This is a genomic window from Pseudomonas sp. TCU-HL1 (assembly GCF_001708505.1).
GTDB lineage: Bacteria > Pseudomonadota > Gammaproteobacteria > Pseudomonadales > Pseudomonadaceae > Metapseudomonas.
In genome coordinates this window covers 4,098,726-4,113,286 of the sequence record NZ_CP015992.1, presented here as the reverse complement: position 1 = coordinate 4,113,286, position 14,561 = coordinate 4,098,726, and the positions used below count along the sequence as shown (strand labels likewise).

At 66.1% G+C, this 14,561-nt stretch carries 15 protein-coding genes; 5 read left to right on the top strand and 10 right to left on the bottom strand.

The window, feature by feature from the left end; genetic code table 11:
• Window positions 1–142: 142 nt before the first annotated feature.
• The gene (locus tag THL1_RS19050; protein WP_069084686.1) at window positions 143–487 is read right to left on the bottom strand and encodes a cupin domain-containing protein; all 345 of its coding nucleotides are present in this window, start codon (window positions 485–487) and stop codon (window positions 143–145) included.
• 227 nt (window positions 488–714) lie between these two features.
• Here THL1_RS19050 and THL1_RS19045 point away from each other — a divergent pair, with 227 nt between their 5' ends.
• Window positions 715–1,410, top strand: coding sequence for a lipopolysaccharide kinase InaA family protein (locus tag THL1_RS19045; RefSeq protein WP_069084685.1), 696 nt, complete (start codon window positions 715–717; stop codon window positions 1,408–1,410).
• A gap of 10 nt (window positions 1,411–1,420) precedes the next feature.
• On the opposite strand, the gene THL1_RS19040 is transcribed toward THL1_RS19045, so the two are convergent.
• Window positions 1,421–2,365, bottom strand: coding sequence for a LysR family transcriptional regulator (locus THL1_RS19040; protein ID WP_069084684.1), 945 nt, complete (start codon window positions 2,363–2,365; stop codon window positions 1,421–1,423).
• A gap of 75 nt (window positions 2,366–2,440) precedes the next feature.
• On the opposite strand from THL1_RS19040, the gene THL1_RS19035 reads away from it, so the two are divergent.
• Window positions 2,441–3,490, top strand: coding sequence for a Gfo/Idh/MocA family protein (locus THL1_RS19035; RefSeq protein ID WP_069084683.1), 1,050 nt, complete (start codon window positions 2,441–2,443; stop codon window positions 3,488–3,490).
• Window positions 3,491–3,887: 397 nt separating this feature from the next.
• On the opposite strand, the gene THL1_RS29155 is transcribed toward THL1_RS19035, so the two are convergent.
• The 4 genes from THL1_RS29155 to potE form a co-directional block, all read right to left on the bottom strand.
• Window positions 3,888–4,145, bottom strand: coding sequence for an Ada metal-binding domain-containing protein (locus tag THL1_RS29155; RefSeq protein WP_083245949.1), 258 nt, complete (start codon window positions 4,143–4,145; stop codon window positions 3,888–3,890).
• Window positions 4,142–5,206 carry a bifunctional DNA-binding transcriptional regulator/O6-methylguanine-DNA methyltransferase Ada gene (gene ada, locus THL1_RS19030; RefSeq protein ID WP_069086566.1) on the bottom strand — a complete coding sequence of 355 codons (1,065 nt, stop codon included), beginning with the start codon at window positions 5,204–5,206 and terminating at the stop codon, window positions 4,142–4,144. Before ada ends, THL1_RS29155 begins: the two co-directional genes overlap by 4 nt.
• Before the next feature lie 103 nt (window positions 5,207–5,309).
• Window positions 5,310–6,206, bottom strand: a complete 897-nt coding sequence (locus THL1_RS19025) for an amino acid ABC transporter substrate-binding protein (protein ID WP_069084682.1) — start codon at window positions 6,204–6,206, stop codon at window positions 5,310–5,312.
• On the bottom strand, window positions 6,203–7,552 hold the full coding sequence (potE, locus tag THL1_RS19020) for a putrescine-ornithine antiporter (protein WP_069084681.1): 1,350 nt from the start codon (window positions 7,550–7,552) through the stop codon (window positions 6,203–6,205). The genes THL1_RS19025 and potE overlap by 4 nt, the downstream gene beginning before the upstream one ends.
• A gap of 113 nt (window positions 7,553–7,665) precedes the next feature.
• On the opposite strand from potE, the gene THL1_RS19015 reads away from it, so the two are divergent.
• Complete coding sequence (locus THL1_RS19015) at window positions 7,666–8,295, top strand: class I SAM-dependent methyltransferase (RefSeq protein WP_069084680.1); 630 nt, start codon at window positions 7,666–7,668, stop codon at window positions 8,293–8,295.
• A gap of 184 nt (window positions 8,296–8,479) precedes the next feature.
• On the opposite strand, the gene THL1_RS19010 is transcribed toward THL1_RS19015, so the two are convergent.
• Window positions 8,480–8,722, bottom strand: a complete 243-nt coding sequence (locus tag THL1_RS19010; protein WP_069084679.1) for a hypothetical protein — start codon at window positions 8,720–8,722, stop codon at window positions 8,480–8,482.
• Window positions 8,723–9,011: 289 nt separating this feature from the next.
• On the opposite strand from THL1_RS19010, the gene THL1_RS19005 reads away from it, so the two are divergent.
• Window positions 9,012–10,292, top strand: a complete 1,281-nt coding sequence (locus THL1_RS19005; RefSeq protein ID WP_069084678.1) for a CynX/NimT family MFS transporter — start codon at window positions 9,012–9,014, stop codon at window positions 10,290–10,292.
• 86 nt (window positions 10,293–10,378) lie between these two features.
• Here THL1_RS19005 and THL1_RS19000 read toward each other — a convergent pair whose 3' ends face one another.
• The gene (locus tag THL1_RS19000) at window positions 10,379–11,317 is read right to left on the bottom strand and encodes a LysR family transcriptional regulator (protein WP_069084677.1); all 939 of its coding nucleotides are present in this window, start codon (window positions 11,315–11,317) and stop codon (window positions 10,379–10,381) included.
• Window positions 11,318–11,436: 119 nt separating this feature from the next.
• Between THL1_RS19000 and THL1_RS18995 the strand changes: the two genes are divergently transcribed.
• A complete protein-coding gene (locus tag THL1_RS18995; RefSeq protein ID WP_069084676.1) occupies window positions 11,437–12,186 on the top strand; it encodes a 3-oxoacyl-ACP reductase family protein in 750 nt (249 codons plus the stop codon).
• A gap of 136 nt (window positions 12,187–12,322) precedes the next feature.
• On the opposite strand, the gene THL1_RS18990 is transcribed toward THL1_RS18995, so the two are convergent.
• Window positions 12,323–13,246 (bottom strand): aldo/keto reductase, encoded by a 924-nt coding sequence (locus THL1_RS18990; protein WP_069084675.1) that lies wholly within the window; start codon window positions 13,244–13,246, stop codon window positions 12,323–12,325.
• Window positions 13,243–14,535: an NTP/NDP exchange transporter gene (locus THL1_RS18985; protein ID WP_069084674.1), complete on the bottom strand. Its 1,293-nt coding sequence runs from the start codon at window positions 14,533–14,535 to the stop codon at window positions 13,243–13,245. The genes THL1_RS18990 and THL1_RS18985 overlap by 4 nt, the downstream gene beginning before the upstream one ends.
• Window positions 14,536–14,561 lie beyond the last annotated feature (26 nt).

The following is a 14,561-nucleotide window of genomic DNA, read 5'->3' as shown; positions in this document are numbered from 1 at the left end:
TCGCGAATGAATTCGCCATCGAGCATTGTTGTGTTGGGTTTCGTTCCTCGCGGAACGCCGCCCGACCCAACCTACGTCTTTGCCTGCTCAGCTCGTAGGATGGGTAGAGCTTGCGAAACCCATCAGTTCAGGCGCGATAGGCTCAGGCGAACACGAAGTACTTGCGCACCGTCTCCACCACTTCCCAGGTGCCTTTCATGCCGGGCTCGATCACGAACACGTCGCCGGCCTTCAGGTGCTTCGGCTCTTCACCTTCGGGGGTGATGATGCAGTAGCCGTCGAGGAAGTGGCAGTACTCCCACTTTTCGTAGTTCACCTCGAACTTGCCGGGGGTGCAGATCCAGGTGCCCATGATCTTGCTGCCGTCCTTGGAGAGGTAGGCGTTGAGGTTCACGGTGTGCGGATCGCCGCCGATGCGCTTCCACTTGGTGGCATCCAGAACCGGAGTGGGGCAGGTTTCGCGCAGAACGGTGATGAAGTCGGACATTTCAGCTCCAAACGATCTGATGAAAGGCCCATCACCATAGGTCCAATGCTCTGCCGGGAGTTGTCTGGATTCGACTTCCATATGCCTTGGAACGCGCCAGCAAACTGGGCAAAAGGGCGCTAAGTTGAATCCAGGGGATCTGTTCCCCGGTCTCAGGCGGCGGCCCGCGTCGGGTTGCCTCGGCAGTAGCCCGGTGGGGCGAAGGTGCTCCACGAGGAGGTGCTCTTGTGAACACCCAGTGGTTCAGGCACGACAACGCCGCCTCGGAAGGCAGCTTCGACAAGTGGTGGGATACCTACGGCGAATGGTTCGACTCCCAGGACCAGTTGCTGAGCGGCGAAAGCGGCATCCAGCGGCTACATGCGCCGGATGGCCAGGTGCTCTACAGCAAGCGCCAGATCAACCATTTCCACCGCGATCTGGTCCATCCCTTTGGTGAGCCCACCATCCTCCATGAGATGAAGGCCCTGCAGGCTCTTGCGCAATTGGGCATACGCGTGCCCAAGGTGGTATTCAGCGCGGCGCGCAAGACCGAGACCGAATGGCAGGCGCTGCTCATCACTGAAAGCCTGGACGGCTTCATCAGCCTCGAGGAGTGGTATGCCCGGCCGGCGTCGGCCGATCTGCGCCAGCAGATGATCCAGCAACTGGCCAACACCATCGGGCGCATGCACCGCGCCGGCTGGGAGCATGGCCGGCTCTACCCGAAGAACATCTTCGTCAAGGTCACGGGGGAGCGGGAGCAGAAGGCGGAGATTGCCCTGCTGGGTCTGGCCAAGAGCTGCCACCGCCTGACTGCCTACAGCGCGTCAAAGCATGACTACGAGCAGTTCAAGGAGCACCGCAAGCCCATGCCGGATGAGGACTGGAAGGCCTTCGCCGCGGCCTATCGGGACGTGATGGAGAGTGATTACGTGCGCTAGCGGGCAAGGTTCAGAGGCGGATATCCAGGGCGTGGGGCCCGTGGGCGAGCTGTTCCTTGAGGAAGTCGATGCACAGCTTCACCTTGGTCGAGCCCGAGGCGCGCGCGGCGGTCACCGCCCAGACATCGGCACTCTGCTGGTAGGCCGGCAGCACCCGCACCAGCTTGCCGGCGCGAATGCTCGGGGCGGCGTCCCAGACCGAGGCCATGATCACCCCGTGCCCCTCGTGCGCCCATTGGCGCACCACGTCGCTGTGGTTGGAGGCCATGGGGCCGGTGACCTTCACGGTTTCCTCGCCGTTGGGGCCGGACAGGCGCCAGACGCCAAAGCCCAGCTCGCGTTCGCGGAACAGCAGGCACTCATGCTGCGCCAGTTCGGCCAGGGTGCGCGGCTGGCCGCGTCGCGCCAGGTAGGCCGGCGCGGCGCAGAGCATGCGGTAGCTTGCGGCGATCTTGTGGGCGATCAGGTGCGGCTCGTGCACTTCGCCCACGCGCAGGTCAATGTCGAAGTTCTCGCCGATCAGGTCCACCCGCCGGTCCAGCAGCTCCAGCCAGACTTCCAGCCCCGGATGCCGCTGGCGCAACAGGGACAGCACCGGCGACACGTAGTCCCTTCCCAGGCGCAGGCTGGTGGCGATGCGCAGCACCCCGCGCGGCTCGCCCTTCAGGCCGGACAGGGCCTCCACCATGCCTTCCACGTCTTCGAGGATCTTCTGTGCCCAGGCGAAGGCGGCCTCGCCGTCGGCGGTGATGTTCACCCGCCGCGTGGTGCGGTTGAACAGCTTGACCCCGAGGGACTCCTCCAGCATCGCGATGCGCTTGCTGACATGGGCGGGGGAGATGCCCAGTTCCGTCGCGCCGGCCACGAAACTGGAGCGCCGGGCCACGGTGCAGAACAGCAACAGGTCACGGAGGAAGGGATCATTGTTCGCTAAAAGCGCATTCTGATTTTTCATGGCGGCTGATTATTGGTTGGACAGTGAATATTAGTCTCTCGATCGACCTTCTCCCCACAGGAATCGATCGACGATATGAGCAGCCTTCGCATCGCCATTGCCGGCGCCGGCCTGATCGGCCAGCGCCACCTTGAACTCATCCAGGCCAACCCTGCCTGCGAACTCGTCGGCCTGGTGGACCCATCCCCCGCCGCCGAAGCCGCTGCCCAACGGGCGGGTGTGCCGCGGTACCCCTCGCTGGAAGCGCTGTTCGAGGCCGGGCGACCGGACGGCATCATCCTTGCCACGCCCAACCCGTTGCATGTGGCGCAGGCGTTGATCTGTCTGCAGGCCGGCGTGCCCGCACTGATCGAAAAGCCGGTGGCACACAGCCTGGAGGAGGGCGAGCGGCTACTGCTCGCCAGCCAAGGCTCGAAGGTACCGCTGCTGGTGGGCCATCACCGCGCCCATAGCCCGATCCTCGAACGTGCGCGGGCGATCATTGGCGAGGGGCGCCTGGGAAGCCTGGTGGCGGTAATGGGCAGCGCGCTGTTCTACAAGCCGGACGACTACTTCGACGCCGCGCCCTGGCGTCGGCAAGCCGGCGGTGGGCCGGTGCTGATCAACCTGATTCACGAGATCGGCAATCTGCGTTCGCTGTGCGGCGAGATCGTCGCCGTGCAGGCCCTGGCCTCCAGCGCTACCCGAGGCTTTCCGGTGGAAGACACGGTGTCCATCAGCCTGCGTTTTGCCAGTGGCGCCCTGGGCAGCTTCTTGCTCTCCGACACCGCCGCTTCGGCGCGCAGTTGGGAGCAGACCTCACGGGAAAACCGCGACTATCCCAGCTACGACAATGAAGACTGCTACCTGATCGCCGGCACCGGTGGCTCCCTGGCCGTCCCCACCCTGCGCCTGAAGTGCTACGACCGGCCGGAAGACCGCTCCTGGTGGAAACCCTTCACCTGCGCGGTGGCCGAGCTGGAGCGGCAAGACCCGCTGGCGCGGCAGCTGGAGCATTTCTGCCAGGTCATCCGTGGTGAAGCCGAGCCCCTGGTGAGCGTGCGCGACGGCTTGCAGAACCTGAGGGTGGTCGAAGCCATCGCCCAGGCAGCGCGGGAAGGTGGAACAGTGGTGGTTACGCAGTAGGTTGATCGTTTGTCTGTAGGGGCGACTTCAATCGCCAAGGGCAGTGCAGCTGCTCCCTTGCGGTAGCCCCCTGGAAGGGGGGCAAATCCTCCCCCACGCACAAGGCGGGCCTCTTTAGCTCGGTCTGCATCGTAGGGTGTGCTGTGCGCACCAATTCCGGGATCAGCTTCGGCACCACGTAAAACCGCCGGTGCGCACGGCGCACCCTACAACGGTTTAGTCCACGGCCTGGCGTGAGGCTCTTGTAGGTTGTGTCTGAGCTTAGCGAAGCCCAACGATAGCCCTGTTGGGCTTAGTTCCTCAGACCAACGTGGCCCGCACCAACCCACGACAGGACTTCGTCCTGTATCGCGAACGAATTCGCTCCCACAACTCCGCGATTCTTGTGGGAGCGAATTCATTTGCGATGAGCCTTCCATGCTCGGTAGGAAGCCCCCATGCACCTTGCACAAGGCCGATATCCCGCAGCCCGTGCGGTGGCTTCATCGAGAAAGAACACCCGGTCCTTCACATACCCGCCCCGTGCAATGGCGCGCAGGGCGCTGGGGCAATCGAGGCGGCCGTAGAGGCGCGTCTTGCGGTGCCCGCCCAGCGTGCCGGGAACGGGGCTGGAGTAGGGCCTGCCGTCCGCTCCCAGCAGGGTCCAGCTTTTCACCCCTCGGCCTCGCGCTCCAGCAGGCGGCGCTTGCGCTCCACGCCCCAGCGGTAGCCGGAGAGGTTGCCGTCGCTGCGCACCACGCGGTGGCAGGGGATGGCCACCGCGATGCTGTTGGCCGCGCAGGCCTGGGCGACGGCGCGTACAGCGCGAGGCGAGCCGATGCGTTCGGCGATGTCCGCATAGCTGGCGGTGCTGCCGACGGGGATTTCCCGCAGGGCCTGCCAGACCCGTTCCTGAAAGGCGGTGCCGCGCACGTCCAGCGGCAGGTCCAGGCCGAGGCTCGGCGCTTCGATAAAACCGATGACCTTGGCCACCAGTTGCTCGAAGTCGCTGTCGCCGCCGATCAGGCGGGCGCGGGGAAACTTGTCCTGCAGGTCGCGCAGCAGGGCGTCCGGATCGTCGCCAAGGAGGATGGCGCACACGCCGATGTCGCTCTGCGCCACCAGGAAATGGCCCAGCGAGCATTCACCCAGGGCGAAGCGAATGGCGTTGTTGGTGCCGCCGGCACGATAGTCGGCGGGCTTCATGCCCAGCACCTGGGCGGAGTCCGCGTAGAAGCGGCTGTTGGAGTTGAAGCCCGCGTCGTAGATCACTTCGGTCACCGAGGTGCCGGGGCCGAGCTGGTCGCGTACCTTGCGCGCGCGACGCGCGCGGGCGTAAGCCTTGGGAGTCAGGCCGGTGACTGCCTTGAACACCCGGTGGAAGTGCGAGGCGCTCATGCCCACCGACTCGGCCAGGGCCTCCAGCCCCGGTGCGTCCTCGGCGGTTTCGATCTGCCGGCAGGCGGCCGCGACCAGTGCCGCATGCTGTTCGGCAACGCGGGTCATGTCGGCAGCGGCGCGGCGGCTGGGCCGGTAGCCGGCGGCTTCGGCCGCCTCGGCGCTGTCGAAGAACTCGACATTCTCAGGGCGCGGCAGGCGGGTCGGGCTGCTGGGTCGGCAGTAGATGCCGGTGGTCTTCACCGCGTAGACGAACTGCCGGTCGGCGGCCGGGTCGCGGGCCTGCACGGCGGCCCAACGCGGGTCTTGTTCAATGGCGGTATGGGCTGAGGGCTTCATGGCGCTATCCGCATGCTGTTCGGTCATGGCAGAGAGTATGCGGGCAGAGTGCCGCCCGCATCCCGACTCTTGCGGTTGAATTCGGAAAACCATGAGCCGGCTCTCAGGGGCGTGAGTAGACCTTGAACAACGTCTGGTCCAGCTCGCTGGGGGCGCCGAAGTAGCGAGTGTAGAGCGGCACGATGGCGCCGGAGCGGTAGAGCTGGCTCAGCGCGGTATCCACCTGCAGGCGGAAGTCTTCGTCGCCCCGGGCCAGGGCCATGGACACCGGCTCGAACTCGAAGCGCCGGTCCAGCACCATCAGGTTGGTGTTAGCGGTGTCCCGTGCCGCGAGGCTGCGCAGGATCATCTGGTTGGCGAAGAAGGCATCCACCTGGCCGTTGGCCACGCGTTCGACGCCTTCGGCGGGGCTCGCCACCGTCTCCAGGGAAACCAGCACCTTCAGCAGCCGCAGTTTCTCCCGCGCCCAGTCCTCTACCACCGTGCCACCCTGCACCGCAAAGCTGTGGGCCGCCAGCCCGCGATTGAGGGTGGCGCGCCAGGTGGGACCGGTCTGCTCCACCTCGCCATTGAGCACTTTGACCAGCGACGGCGGGGCGTTCTTGCGTAGCACCACGCCAATACCCGCGGTGTACACGGGCAGGGAAAAGGCCACGTTCTGGCGGCGTTTCAGGGTTTCCACCATGGGGCTGCAGAGCAGGTCCACACCGCCGTCATGCACCACGTCCAGGGCCTTGTCTGGCGCCAGGGGTACGAAGCGTACTTTCAGCGACGCCAGGCCCGGCTGGGTGCGCAGCTGGTCGGCCACCTTCTGGCAGAGGTCGATGGCGTAGCCGGACGCCCCTTCGCCCTCGGCGGAAGAGAATGGCGGCTGGTCCGGCAGGTAGCCGAGGGTGAGGGTGCCGCTGGCGCGGATACGCTCGAGCGTCTGGGCCGGCGCCTGCGACGGCAGCAGCAGTGTCAGCAACAGGGGCAGCCAGGGGAGCGCTTTCGGGTTCATGCGTTGTCCTCCAGGCCCAAGGCTCGAGCGCGCTCGGCGCGTTCTTCGAGGAAACGGTCGGCGATGTAGCCGAACATCAGGTAGCCCACCGCGGTGACGATCATCCCGCCGAACACCGCCTCCGTCCCCGAGGCGTACAGCGCATAGAAGCTGTACGCCATGGCGATGGCCAGCACCACGACATTGCGGTGGTGCGGATAACCCTTCACCCCGGCCTTCTGCATGATCACCAGCAGCGCCGAGAGTGAGGTGATGTAGGGGACGATGTTGGTCACTGCCGCCAGGTTGACCAGCTTGCCGAACTGCTCCGAGGCATTCGGCGAGATGGTGGAGATCGCCATGGCGCTCTGCAGGGCGGCGTTGGCCACCAGCCCGGCGATGGGCGCGCCGAGCAGGGTGACCTTGGCGAACAGCCCCGGGAACATGCGTTGCTCGGCAGTGACCTTGGCGGTCTGCGCCAGGGTGAACTGCCAGCCCAGCAGCGAGCCGACGCAGGCCATCACCGCCAGGCCCATGATCACGTCACCCACCAGCGGGTTGAACATCTTCGCGTAGACGAAGGCGAACGGTGCGCTGGAGTTGGCTAATTCGGGGTTGGGCACGATGCCCATGATCACCGAAGTGGACAGCACGTAGATCACCGCCGCACCCAGCGTGCCCAGCAGGCAGGCGAGCGGCACGTTGCGTTTGGGGTTCTCCACGGCGTCGGAGTTCTGCGCCGCCGATTCCATGCCGAGGAAGGCCCAGAGGGTGAGGGGGATGCTCTGGGTGATGGCGTCGCTGGTGGCGATTCCGTTCGGGTTCCAGGCCGCCGCGAAGGTGTCGGCGTCGAACCAGAACCAGCCGATCACCGACAGCCCCGCTACCGGGATGATCACCCCCCAGACCGTGATCGAACCGATATGCCCGGTGACCTTCGGCCCGCCGAAGTTGGCCAGGGTGGTCAGCCAGATCAACCCCAAGGCCCCGATGAACAGCGGCACGGCGCCGCTGCCCAGCCAGGGGAAGAAGGGCGTCAGGTAGCCCACGGCGGAAATCGCGATGGCCACATTGCCGATGGCCAGCGAAAGGAAATAGAGGTAGGAGCAGAGGAAGAAGGCCGATTTACCGTGGGCTTCCTCGGTGTAGGCCGACATCCCGCCGGAACGCGCGCAGAAGATGCCGCACTGGGCGAAGCAGTAAGCGATGGCCATGGAACCCACCGCGGTGATCACCCAGGACAGCAGGGAGATCGCGCCGAGCTGCGCCATGCCGGACGGCAGCATGATGATGCCCGAGCCCATCATGTTCACTGCCACCAGGGTCGTAAGCCCGGTGAGGCCCATCTTCTTGCCGGAAGCTGCCATGCAGGTGCCCTTCGTGGAGGCATGATTCCAGAACGATAGGCGGCGCGGGGCATTGTTGCCGCCGCACTGGAGGTAGAATTGACGTTCCCGCAATACGCCGCCCCGAGCCGCCCATGCCCCTGCAACCGGAAGACCTCGCCAGCATCACTGCCACTACCCTCGACGACTACAACCGCAACGCCGAGGGCTTTCGCGAAGGCACCCGCGACCACGACGTGAGCCAGAACATCGAGGCACTGCTGCGGCATATCCGGGGTAGCGCCCCCTTCACCCTCCTCGACTTCGGCTGCGGTCCCGGTCGCGACCTGCAAACCTTTACCCGCCTGGGCCACCGGGCGATTGGCCTGGACGGCGCGGAAAGTTTCGTCGCCATGGCCCGCGCCGATTCCGGCTGCGAGGTCTGGCACCAGGACTTCCTCGCCCTCGATCTGCCCGCCGAACGCTTCGACGGCATCTTCGCCAATGCCAGCCTGTTCCACGTGCCGCGTCAGGAACTACCCCGCGTCCTGCGCCAGCTGCACGCCACTCTCAAGCCCGGCGGCGTGCTCTTCAGCTCCAACCCGCGCGGGCAGAACGACGAAGGCTGGAGCGGCAGCCGCTACGGCGCCTGGCACGACTTTGAGCGCTGGAAGGCATTGCTGGAGGACGCGGGCTTCGAAGCCCTGGAGCATTACTACCGCCCTGCCGGCCTGCCGCGCGAGCAGCAGCCCTGGCTAGCGAGCGTGTGGCGTAAGGGTGGCTGAACCTGAAGGGGCGAATTCATTCGCCTTGCTTCTCGTAGGTTGTGGCTGAGCTCCGCGAAGCCCAACGATCGTGGTCACGCCCTCACGTTGGGCTTCGTTCCTCAGCGCCAACCTACGGCAGGCCTGCGGCCTGCTTGGCGATTGAAATCGCCCCCACAGTGAGCCCCGGCGGCTCGGTAGAGGGTCAGCCCCTGCGCGGCAGTTGCTTGGGCAGGTCCTTCCCCGCCTCGGGCACCTTGGGCTGGAGGATGGCCTGGCGCACCTTCTCGTAGTCGTCATAGGGCAGGCCGGCGCGGCTGAGCATTTCCAGGGCGAACTGTTTCACTTCGGCGTCGGTGTAGGGGCGTTGCTCGGGTTCGGGTCGGCTGGCGCAGCCGGTGAGGATCAGTGCCATTACGGTCAGCGCAAGGATGTGGGCGTGCTTCATGGGACGTTCCCGAGCGGTGTTGGTGAGTGAGTGCAGGCTACCAACGGCCGGGGAGGGGGAAAAATCATCCGCGCCGATAATGACTATTTCGTTACTCGCAAGTATGTCGGTTGCGGCGAATTGGTTAGGGAGCTAACCTTATTTTCCTGAAATTCCCGAGCGGGAGCAGCCGAGTTCCGACCAGCACTGCGAACTGCTCGACTCCATCGAACGCCAAGACGCGGACGCCGCCGCAGCGGCCAACCGCGCATTGTTGAACTGATCTTGCCCCTCTTATGGAACTGCTTTCATGACCACTTCCCGTCCGCTGGATGACGCCCCGGAACCCTCGAACTGTCCGCCGGAAGAACTGCTGATCGACGCCGAAGCCGACGATGAGCTCCAACCCCATGCGGTGCGCGGCAGCACCTGGCTGCTGCTGGCAGGGTTGGTGATGGTGGCGCTGAACCTGCGTCCGGCGCTGTCCAGCCTGGCGCCGATGCTGAACATGGTGCGTGAAGCCACGGGCCTGTCGGCCACCGGCGCCGGCCTGCTGACCACCTTGCCGGTGCTCTGCCTCGGCCTGTTCGCACCGCTGGCGCCGATGCTGGCGCGGCGCCTGGGTAGTGAGCGCACGGTGCTGCTCATTCTGTTTACCCTGGCTGGCGGCATCGTGCTGCGCAGCCTGTTCCCGGTGGCGGGGCTATTCATCGGCAGCCTGGTGGCGGGGGCGAGCATCGGCATCATCGGTGTGTTGTTGCCGGGCATCGTCAAGCGCGATTTCCCGCACATCGCCGGCCTGATGACCGGGGTCTACACCATGGCGCTGTGCCTGGGCGCGGCGCTGGCCGCCGGCGCCACGGTGCCGCTGGCCGAGTTCATGGATCAGGCCTGGCAACCGGCCCTGGCCTTCTGGGCGCTGCCGGCGATTCTCGCGGCGCTGATCTGGCTATCCCAGGCTCGCCAGGGCCAGCACGCCCATCGTCAGGCCTACAAGGTGACTGGCCTGTGGCGCGACCCGCTGGCCTGGCAGGTGACGCTCTACATGGGCTTGCAATCGTCCCTGGCTTACATCGTGTTCGGCTGGCTGCCGTCGATCCTGATCGACCGGGGATTGAGCGCGGTGCAGGCCGGACTGGTGCTCTCCGGTTCGGTGATGACACAACTGATCAGTGCCCTCGGCGCGCCCTGGTTGGCCACCCGTGGCCGCGACCAGCGCGTCGCCGTGGTGCTGGTGATGGGCCTGACCCTGGCCGGCCTGCTGGGCATGCTCTATGCGCCGCTGTCCGGCATCTGGGGCTGGGCCGTGGTGCTCGGGTTGGGGCAGGGCGGCACCTTCAGCATCGCCCTGGCGCTGATCGTAATGCGCTCGAAGGACGCCCACGTGGCAGCCAACCTTTCCGGCATGGCCCAGGGCGTGGGTTACACCCTGGCGGCCATGGGCCCGCTGATGGTAGGCGTGGTGCATGACCTCACCGAGGGCTGGAGCGCGGTGGGTATCATCTTCGTGGTGATCAGCCTGGCCGCCACGGCGTTCGGCCTGGGCGCCGGGCGCAACCTGCATGTGGCGGCCCGTAGCGAGCATGTCTGATGGTCGATTCCTGCCAATCCGAGAGCCCCGGCGTGGCTCGTTGGTGGAAGTGAAAAGCGACTTCCACCCTACAGAGCCCTGGCTCATTACGTGCCGGGCCGCCAGTTGGCGTTGAATTGTTCCGCCATCTTCTGCTCGCGGAAACGTTCGACGATGAAGTCGATGAACACGCGGGTCTTGGCCGGCAGCAGCTTTTGCGCGCTGAAGTAGAGCGACAGGCTGCCGGTGTCCACGTACCAGTCCGGCAGCACCCGTTCCAGGCTGCCGCTGCGCAGGTGGGGCAGGGCATGCACCGTGCTCACCAGGGTCACCCCCAGCCCTTGCATCGCAGCATGGCAGGCCGCTTCCGGATCGGTCATGGCCATGCGCAGCTTCAATTCGAAGGTCGCCTGGCGGTCGTCGCGCGTGCGCAGCGGCCAGGCCCGCACGCGTCCGGTCTGCGGTGAACGAATGAGAATGCCGTCGTGCCGGGCCAGGTCGTCCGGCGATTCGATGGCCGGGTTGCACGCCAGGTATTCCCGGGATGCCAGCAGCACCCGATGGGCCGGCCCCAGTTGTCGGGCGATCACGCCGGGCGGCAGTTCGAAGCCGCCGCCAATGGCCGCGTCGAAGCCTTCGCCGATCAGGTCCACGGGGCGGTTGTCGAAGTGCCAGTCGGGGATGATCGCCGGGTAGCGAGCGAGGAAGTCAGCGAGGTGCGGCAGGATGTAGTCGCGACCGAAGGCCATGCCCATGCTGACCTTCAGGGTGCCCGCCGGCTGGCCCTGGCTGCTGGCGAGGTTTGCCACCGCGCCCTGGATGCTCGCCAGCCCGCCACTCACCTCCGCCAGGAAGCGCTCACCGGCCTCAGTCAGGGTCAGGCGGCGGGTGCTGCGCAGGAACAGCCGAACGCCGAGATTGGACTCCAGCCGCGCCACGTTCTTGCCCACTGCTGCTGGCGTCAGACCCAGGCGCCGCGCGGCTTCGGCGAAGCTGCCCGCTTCGGCGGCGCGGACGAAGCACTCGATGCTGCTGAGGGTTTCCATAGGATCACCGTAAACCGTTGGTATCGATTGAATATAGCGATTGCCAGCTTATCGGTTGTGAATGCGGGGTGAATACTGGGGCCGTCTTCCACACCAACCCCAGTTCCAGGAGATTCCAAATGAGCACTCTGAAAACCCTCGAAGGCAAAGTCGCATTCATCCAGGGCGGTTCCCGTGGCATCGGCGCTGCCATCGCCAAACGCCTGGCCAATGAGGGCGCTGCGGTAGCTCTGAGCTACGCGGCTTCCGCCAGCAGCGCCCTTGAAGTGGTACAGGCCATCGAAGCTGCCGGTGGCCGCGCCATCGCCATCAAGGCCGACAGCCGCGACGAGCAGGCCATCCGCGCCGCCATTCGCCACACCGTGGAAACCTACGGCCGCCTCGACATCCTGGTGAACAACGCCGGCGTGCTGGCCGTCGCTCCCATCGAAGACTTCAGCATCGACGACCTCGACCGCACCCTGGACGTCAACGTGCGCAGCGTGGTTATCGCCAGCCAGGAAGCCGCCCGAGTGATGGGCGAGGGTGGCCGCATCATCACCATTGGCAGCACCAACGCTGAGCGCATGCCCTTTGCAGGCGGCTCGGTCTATGCCCTGAGCAAGGCAGCGGTGGCCGGTTTCACCAAGGGCCTGGCCCGCGACCTCGGCCCGCGCGGCATCACCGTCAACACCGTGCAGCCCGGCCCGGTGGACACCGAGATGAACCCCGACCACGGCGAGTTCGCCACCTCCCTCAAGCAGCTGATGGCCCTGCCGCGCTACGGCCAGGCCGAGGAAATCGCCAGTTTCGTGGCCTACCTCGCGGGTCCGGAAGCCGGCTACATCACCGGGGCGAACCTGATGATCGATGGTGGGTTCTCGGCCTGACGGCGGGCTGAGCAGGTTGTAGGAGCGAGCTCTGCTCGCGAACGTTCAGTGCGAGGTTTCGCAAGCAGAGCTCGCTCCTACGAAAGCGCGGAGTCCGGCTTGGCACCGATGGTGGAAATTAAGAGCGACTTCCACCCTACAAGAGCCGGATCAGCCTGTCCCGCAATGCCTGATCCGCTTCCTTCCCCCGCCCGGCCTGGAGGTTGTCCAGCATATGGCGGGGGTTGCCCGTTCCGGGGATCACGCAGGTTACCGCCGGGTGGCTGAGGCAGAACTTCAGCAAGAGTTGCGGCCAGCTCATGCAGTCGTAGTCGGCGGCCCAGTCCGGTAGCGGTTGCTGCAGGAGGCTGCGCAGCAGGTTGCCGCCGCCGAAGGGGCGGTTGATCAGCACTGCCACGCCGCGCTCCCGGGCCAGGGGCAGGATGCGCTCCTCGGCTTCGCGGTCGTTGAGGGCATAGTTGACCTGCAGGAAGTCCAGCTTCTCGGCGCGCAGCACCTGTTCCAGCTCGTCGTAGCCGCTGGAGGTGTAGTGGGTCACGCCCAGGTAGCGGATGAGCCCTTCGTCCTTCCATTGCCGCAGCGTCGCCAGGTGAGCCTCCCAGTCCACCAGGTTGTGCACTTGCATCAGGTCGATGCGCTGGCGCTGCAGCAGGCGCATGGAGTGCCGCATTTGTTCCACCCCTTGCTGGCGGCCCTGGGTCCAGACCTTGGTGGCGACGAAGGCGCGGTCGTGGGCCCTGAGTTCGTTGAGCAGGCCGCCGACCACTTCCTCCGCCTGGCCATACATGGGCGAGCTGTCGATCACCGAGCCACCAGCGGCGAAGAGTTCTCCCAGCACCTTGAGGCAATCGGCCCAGGCTTCGCGGGCACTGTGCGAGATGTCGAAGCCTCGGTAGGTACCGACGCCAATCACCGGCAACTGCTCGCCGCTGGAAGGAATGGTGCGGCGACGCAGCGACTGCTGGCCCATTTCTGCACCGAGACTGAATGGGCTCATGGCCAGGAGCGCCGTGCCGGCACTGAGGCGGAGGAATTCGGCGCGGGTGATGCCGGTTCTCATGGCTTGGCCTCCTGTGAGGTTGCCGGGGATTCAGTGTGCTCGTGACGCTGGCCGAGGCGCCAGCCCAGCGCGGACCAGGCCAGCGCAACGCCCGCGCCCACCAGCGCCACCAGGGCGGCGCTTAGGCCGATGCCATTGAGCAGTGCGTTGAGCCAGGCGCTGAGGGCGTCGCCTCCGCGATAGACCACCGTATCGATGAAGTTCTTCGCTCGGTACTTGAGTTGGGCGCCGAGCGGCACGAAGAGCATTTCCCGCCCCGGCCGCACGAAGGCGTACTCGCCCACCCGTCGCAGCACCATCACTCCGGCCAGCACGGCGAACTGTGGTAGCAGGGCCAGGGCGAGAAAACCCAGGGACACCAGCAGCGGCACCCCCGCCAGCAGCGCGCCGACACCGAAGCGCTGTGCCACGCGCCCGGCGATGAACAGCTGGCAGATCAGCGACAGTGCCTGCACGGCGAAGTCGATCAGGCTGAATACGCGGACCTGCTGCTGGCTGTCCGGGAACAGTGCCGCCACCAGCCGTGCCTGCTCGAAATAGAGGAAGGTACTGGTGCAGGACAGCAGCAGGACAAAGGCGCAGATCCCCAGCAGGTAGGGCGAGCCCAGCACCAGGCTGATGCCTGCGAAGGGGTTGCCGGGCACCGGGCGTTCCGGCGGTTCGTTCTCCGCGCCATGCCGACCCGCACCACCGATGCCGCGCCAGGTCATCAGGTAGCGGCGCAGGGCGAGTGTGGGCAGCAGGAGCAGGGCGGCCAGTACCAGCAGTCCGGCAATGCCTACACGCCCCACCAGCAACCCGCCCGCGAGTGGACCGATCATTCCGCCCAGGCTGGCGCCAGCGGCTATGGCGGGGAACAGCCGTTTGGACTGGCGGCGGTCGAACACGTCGGCCAGCAGGCTCCAGGCCAGGGATATCGCGAACAGGTTGTAGACCGACAGCCAGACGTAGAACGTCCGCGCCGCCCACAGTGGATCGGGCGTGCGCCACAAGAGCCAGGCGAAGCCCAGCAGGTTGCTGGCGAAGAACAGGTAGACGCAGTCGAGGAACACCCGCCGCGGCACTCGCGCGTTGAGCCAGCCATAGGCGGGAACGGCCAGCAGCATGGCGGCGAAGGTGGCACTGAACAGCCATTGCAGGTTCTCCACGCCCCCGGCGATGCCCATGGTTTCGCGCACCGGCCGCAGCATGAAGTAGCCGCCGAACAGGCACAGCAACAGGGCGAAGGCGGCCAGGGCCGGGACCCGTTCACCGGGCCTGGCATGGATAGCGCGGTGGAGCAGGGGCATGGCGGCGGTTCGTGTGGGGTGGTCTG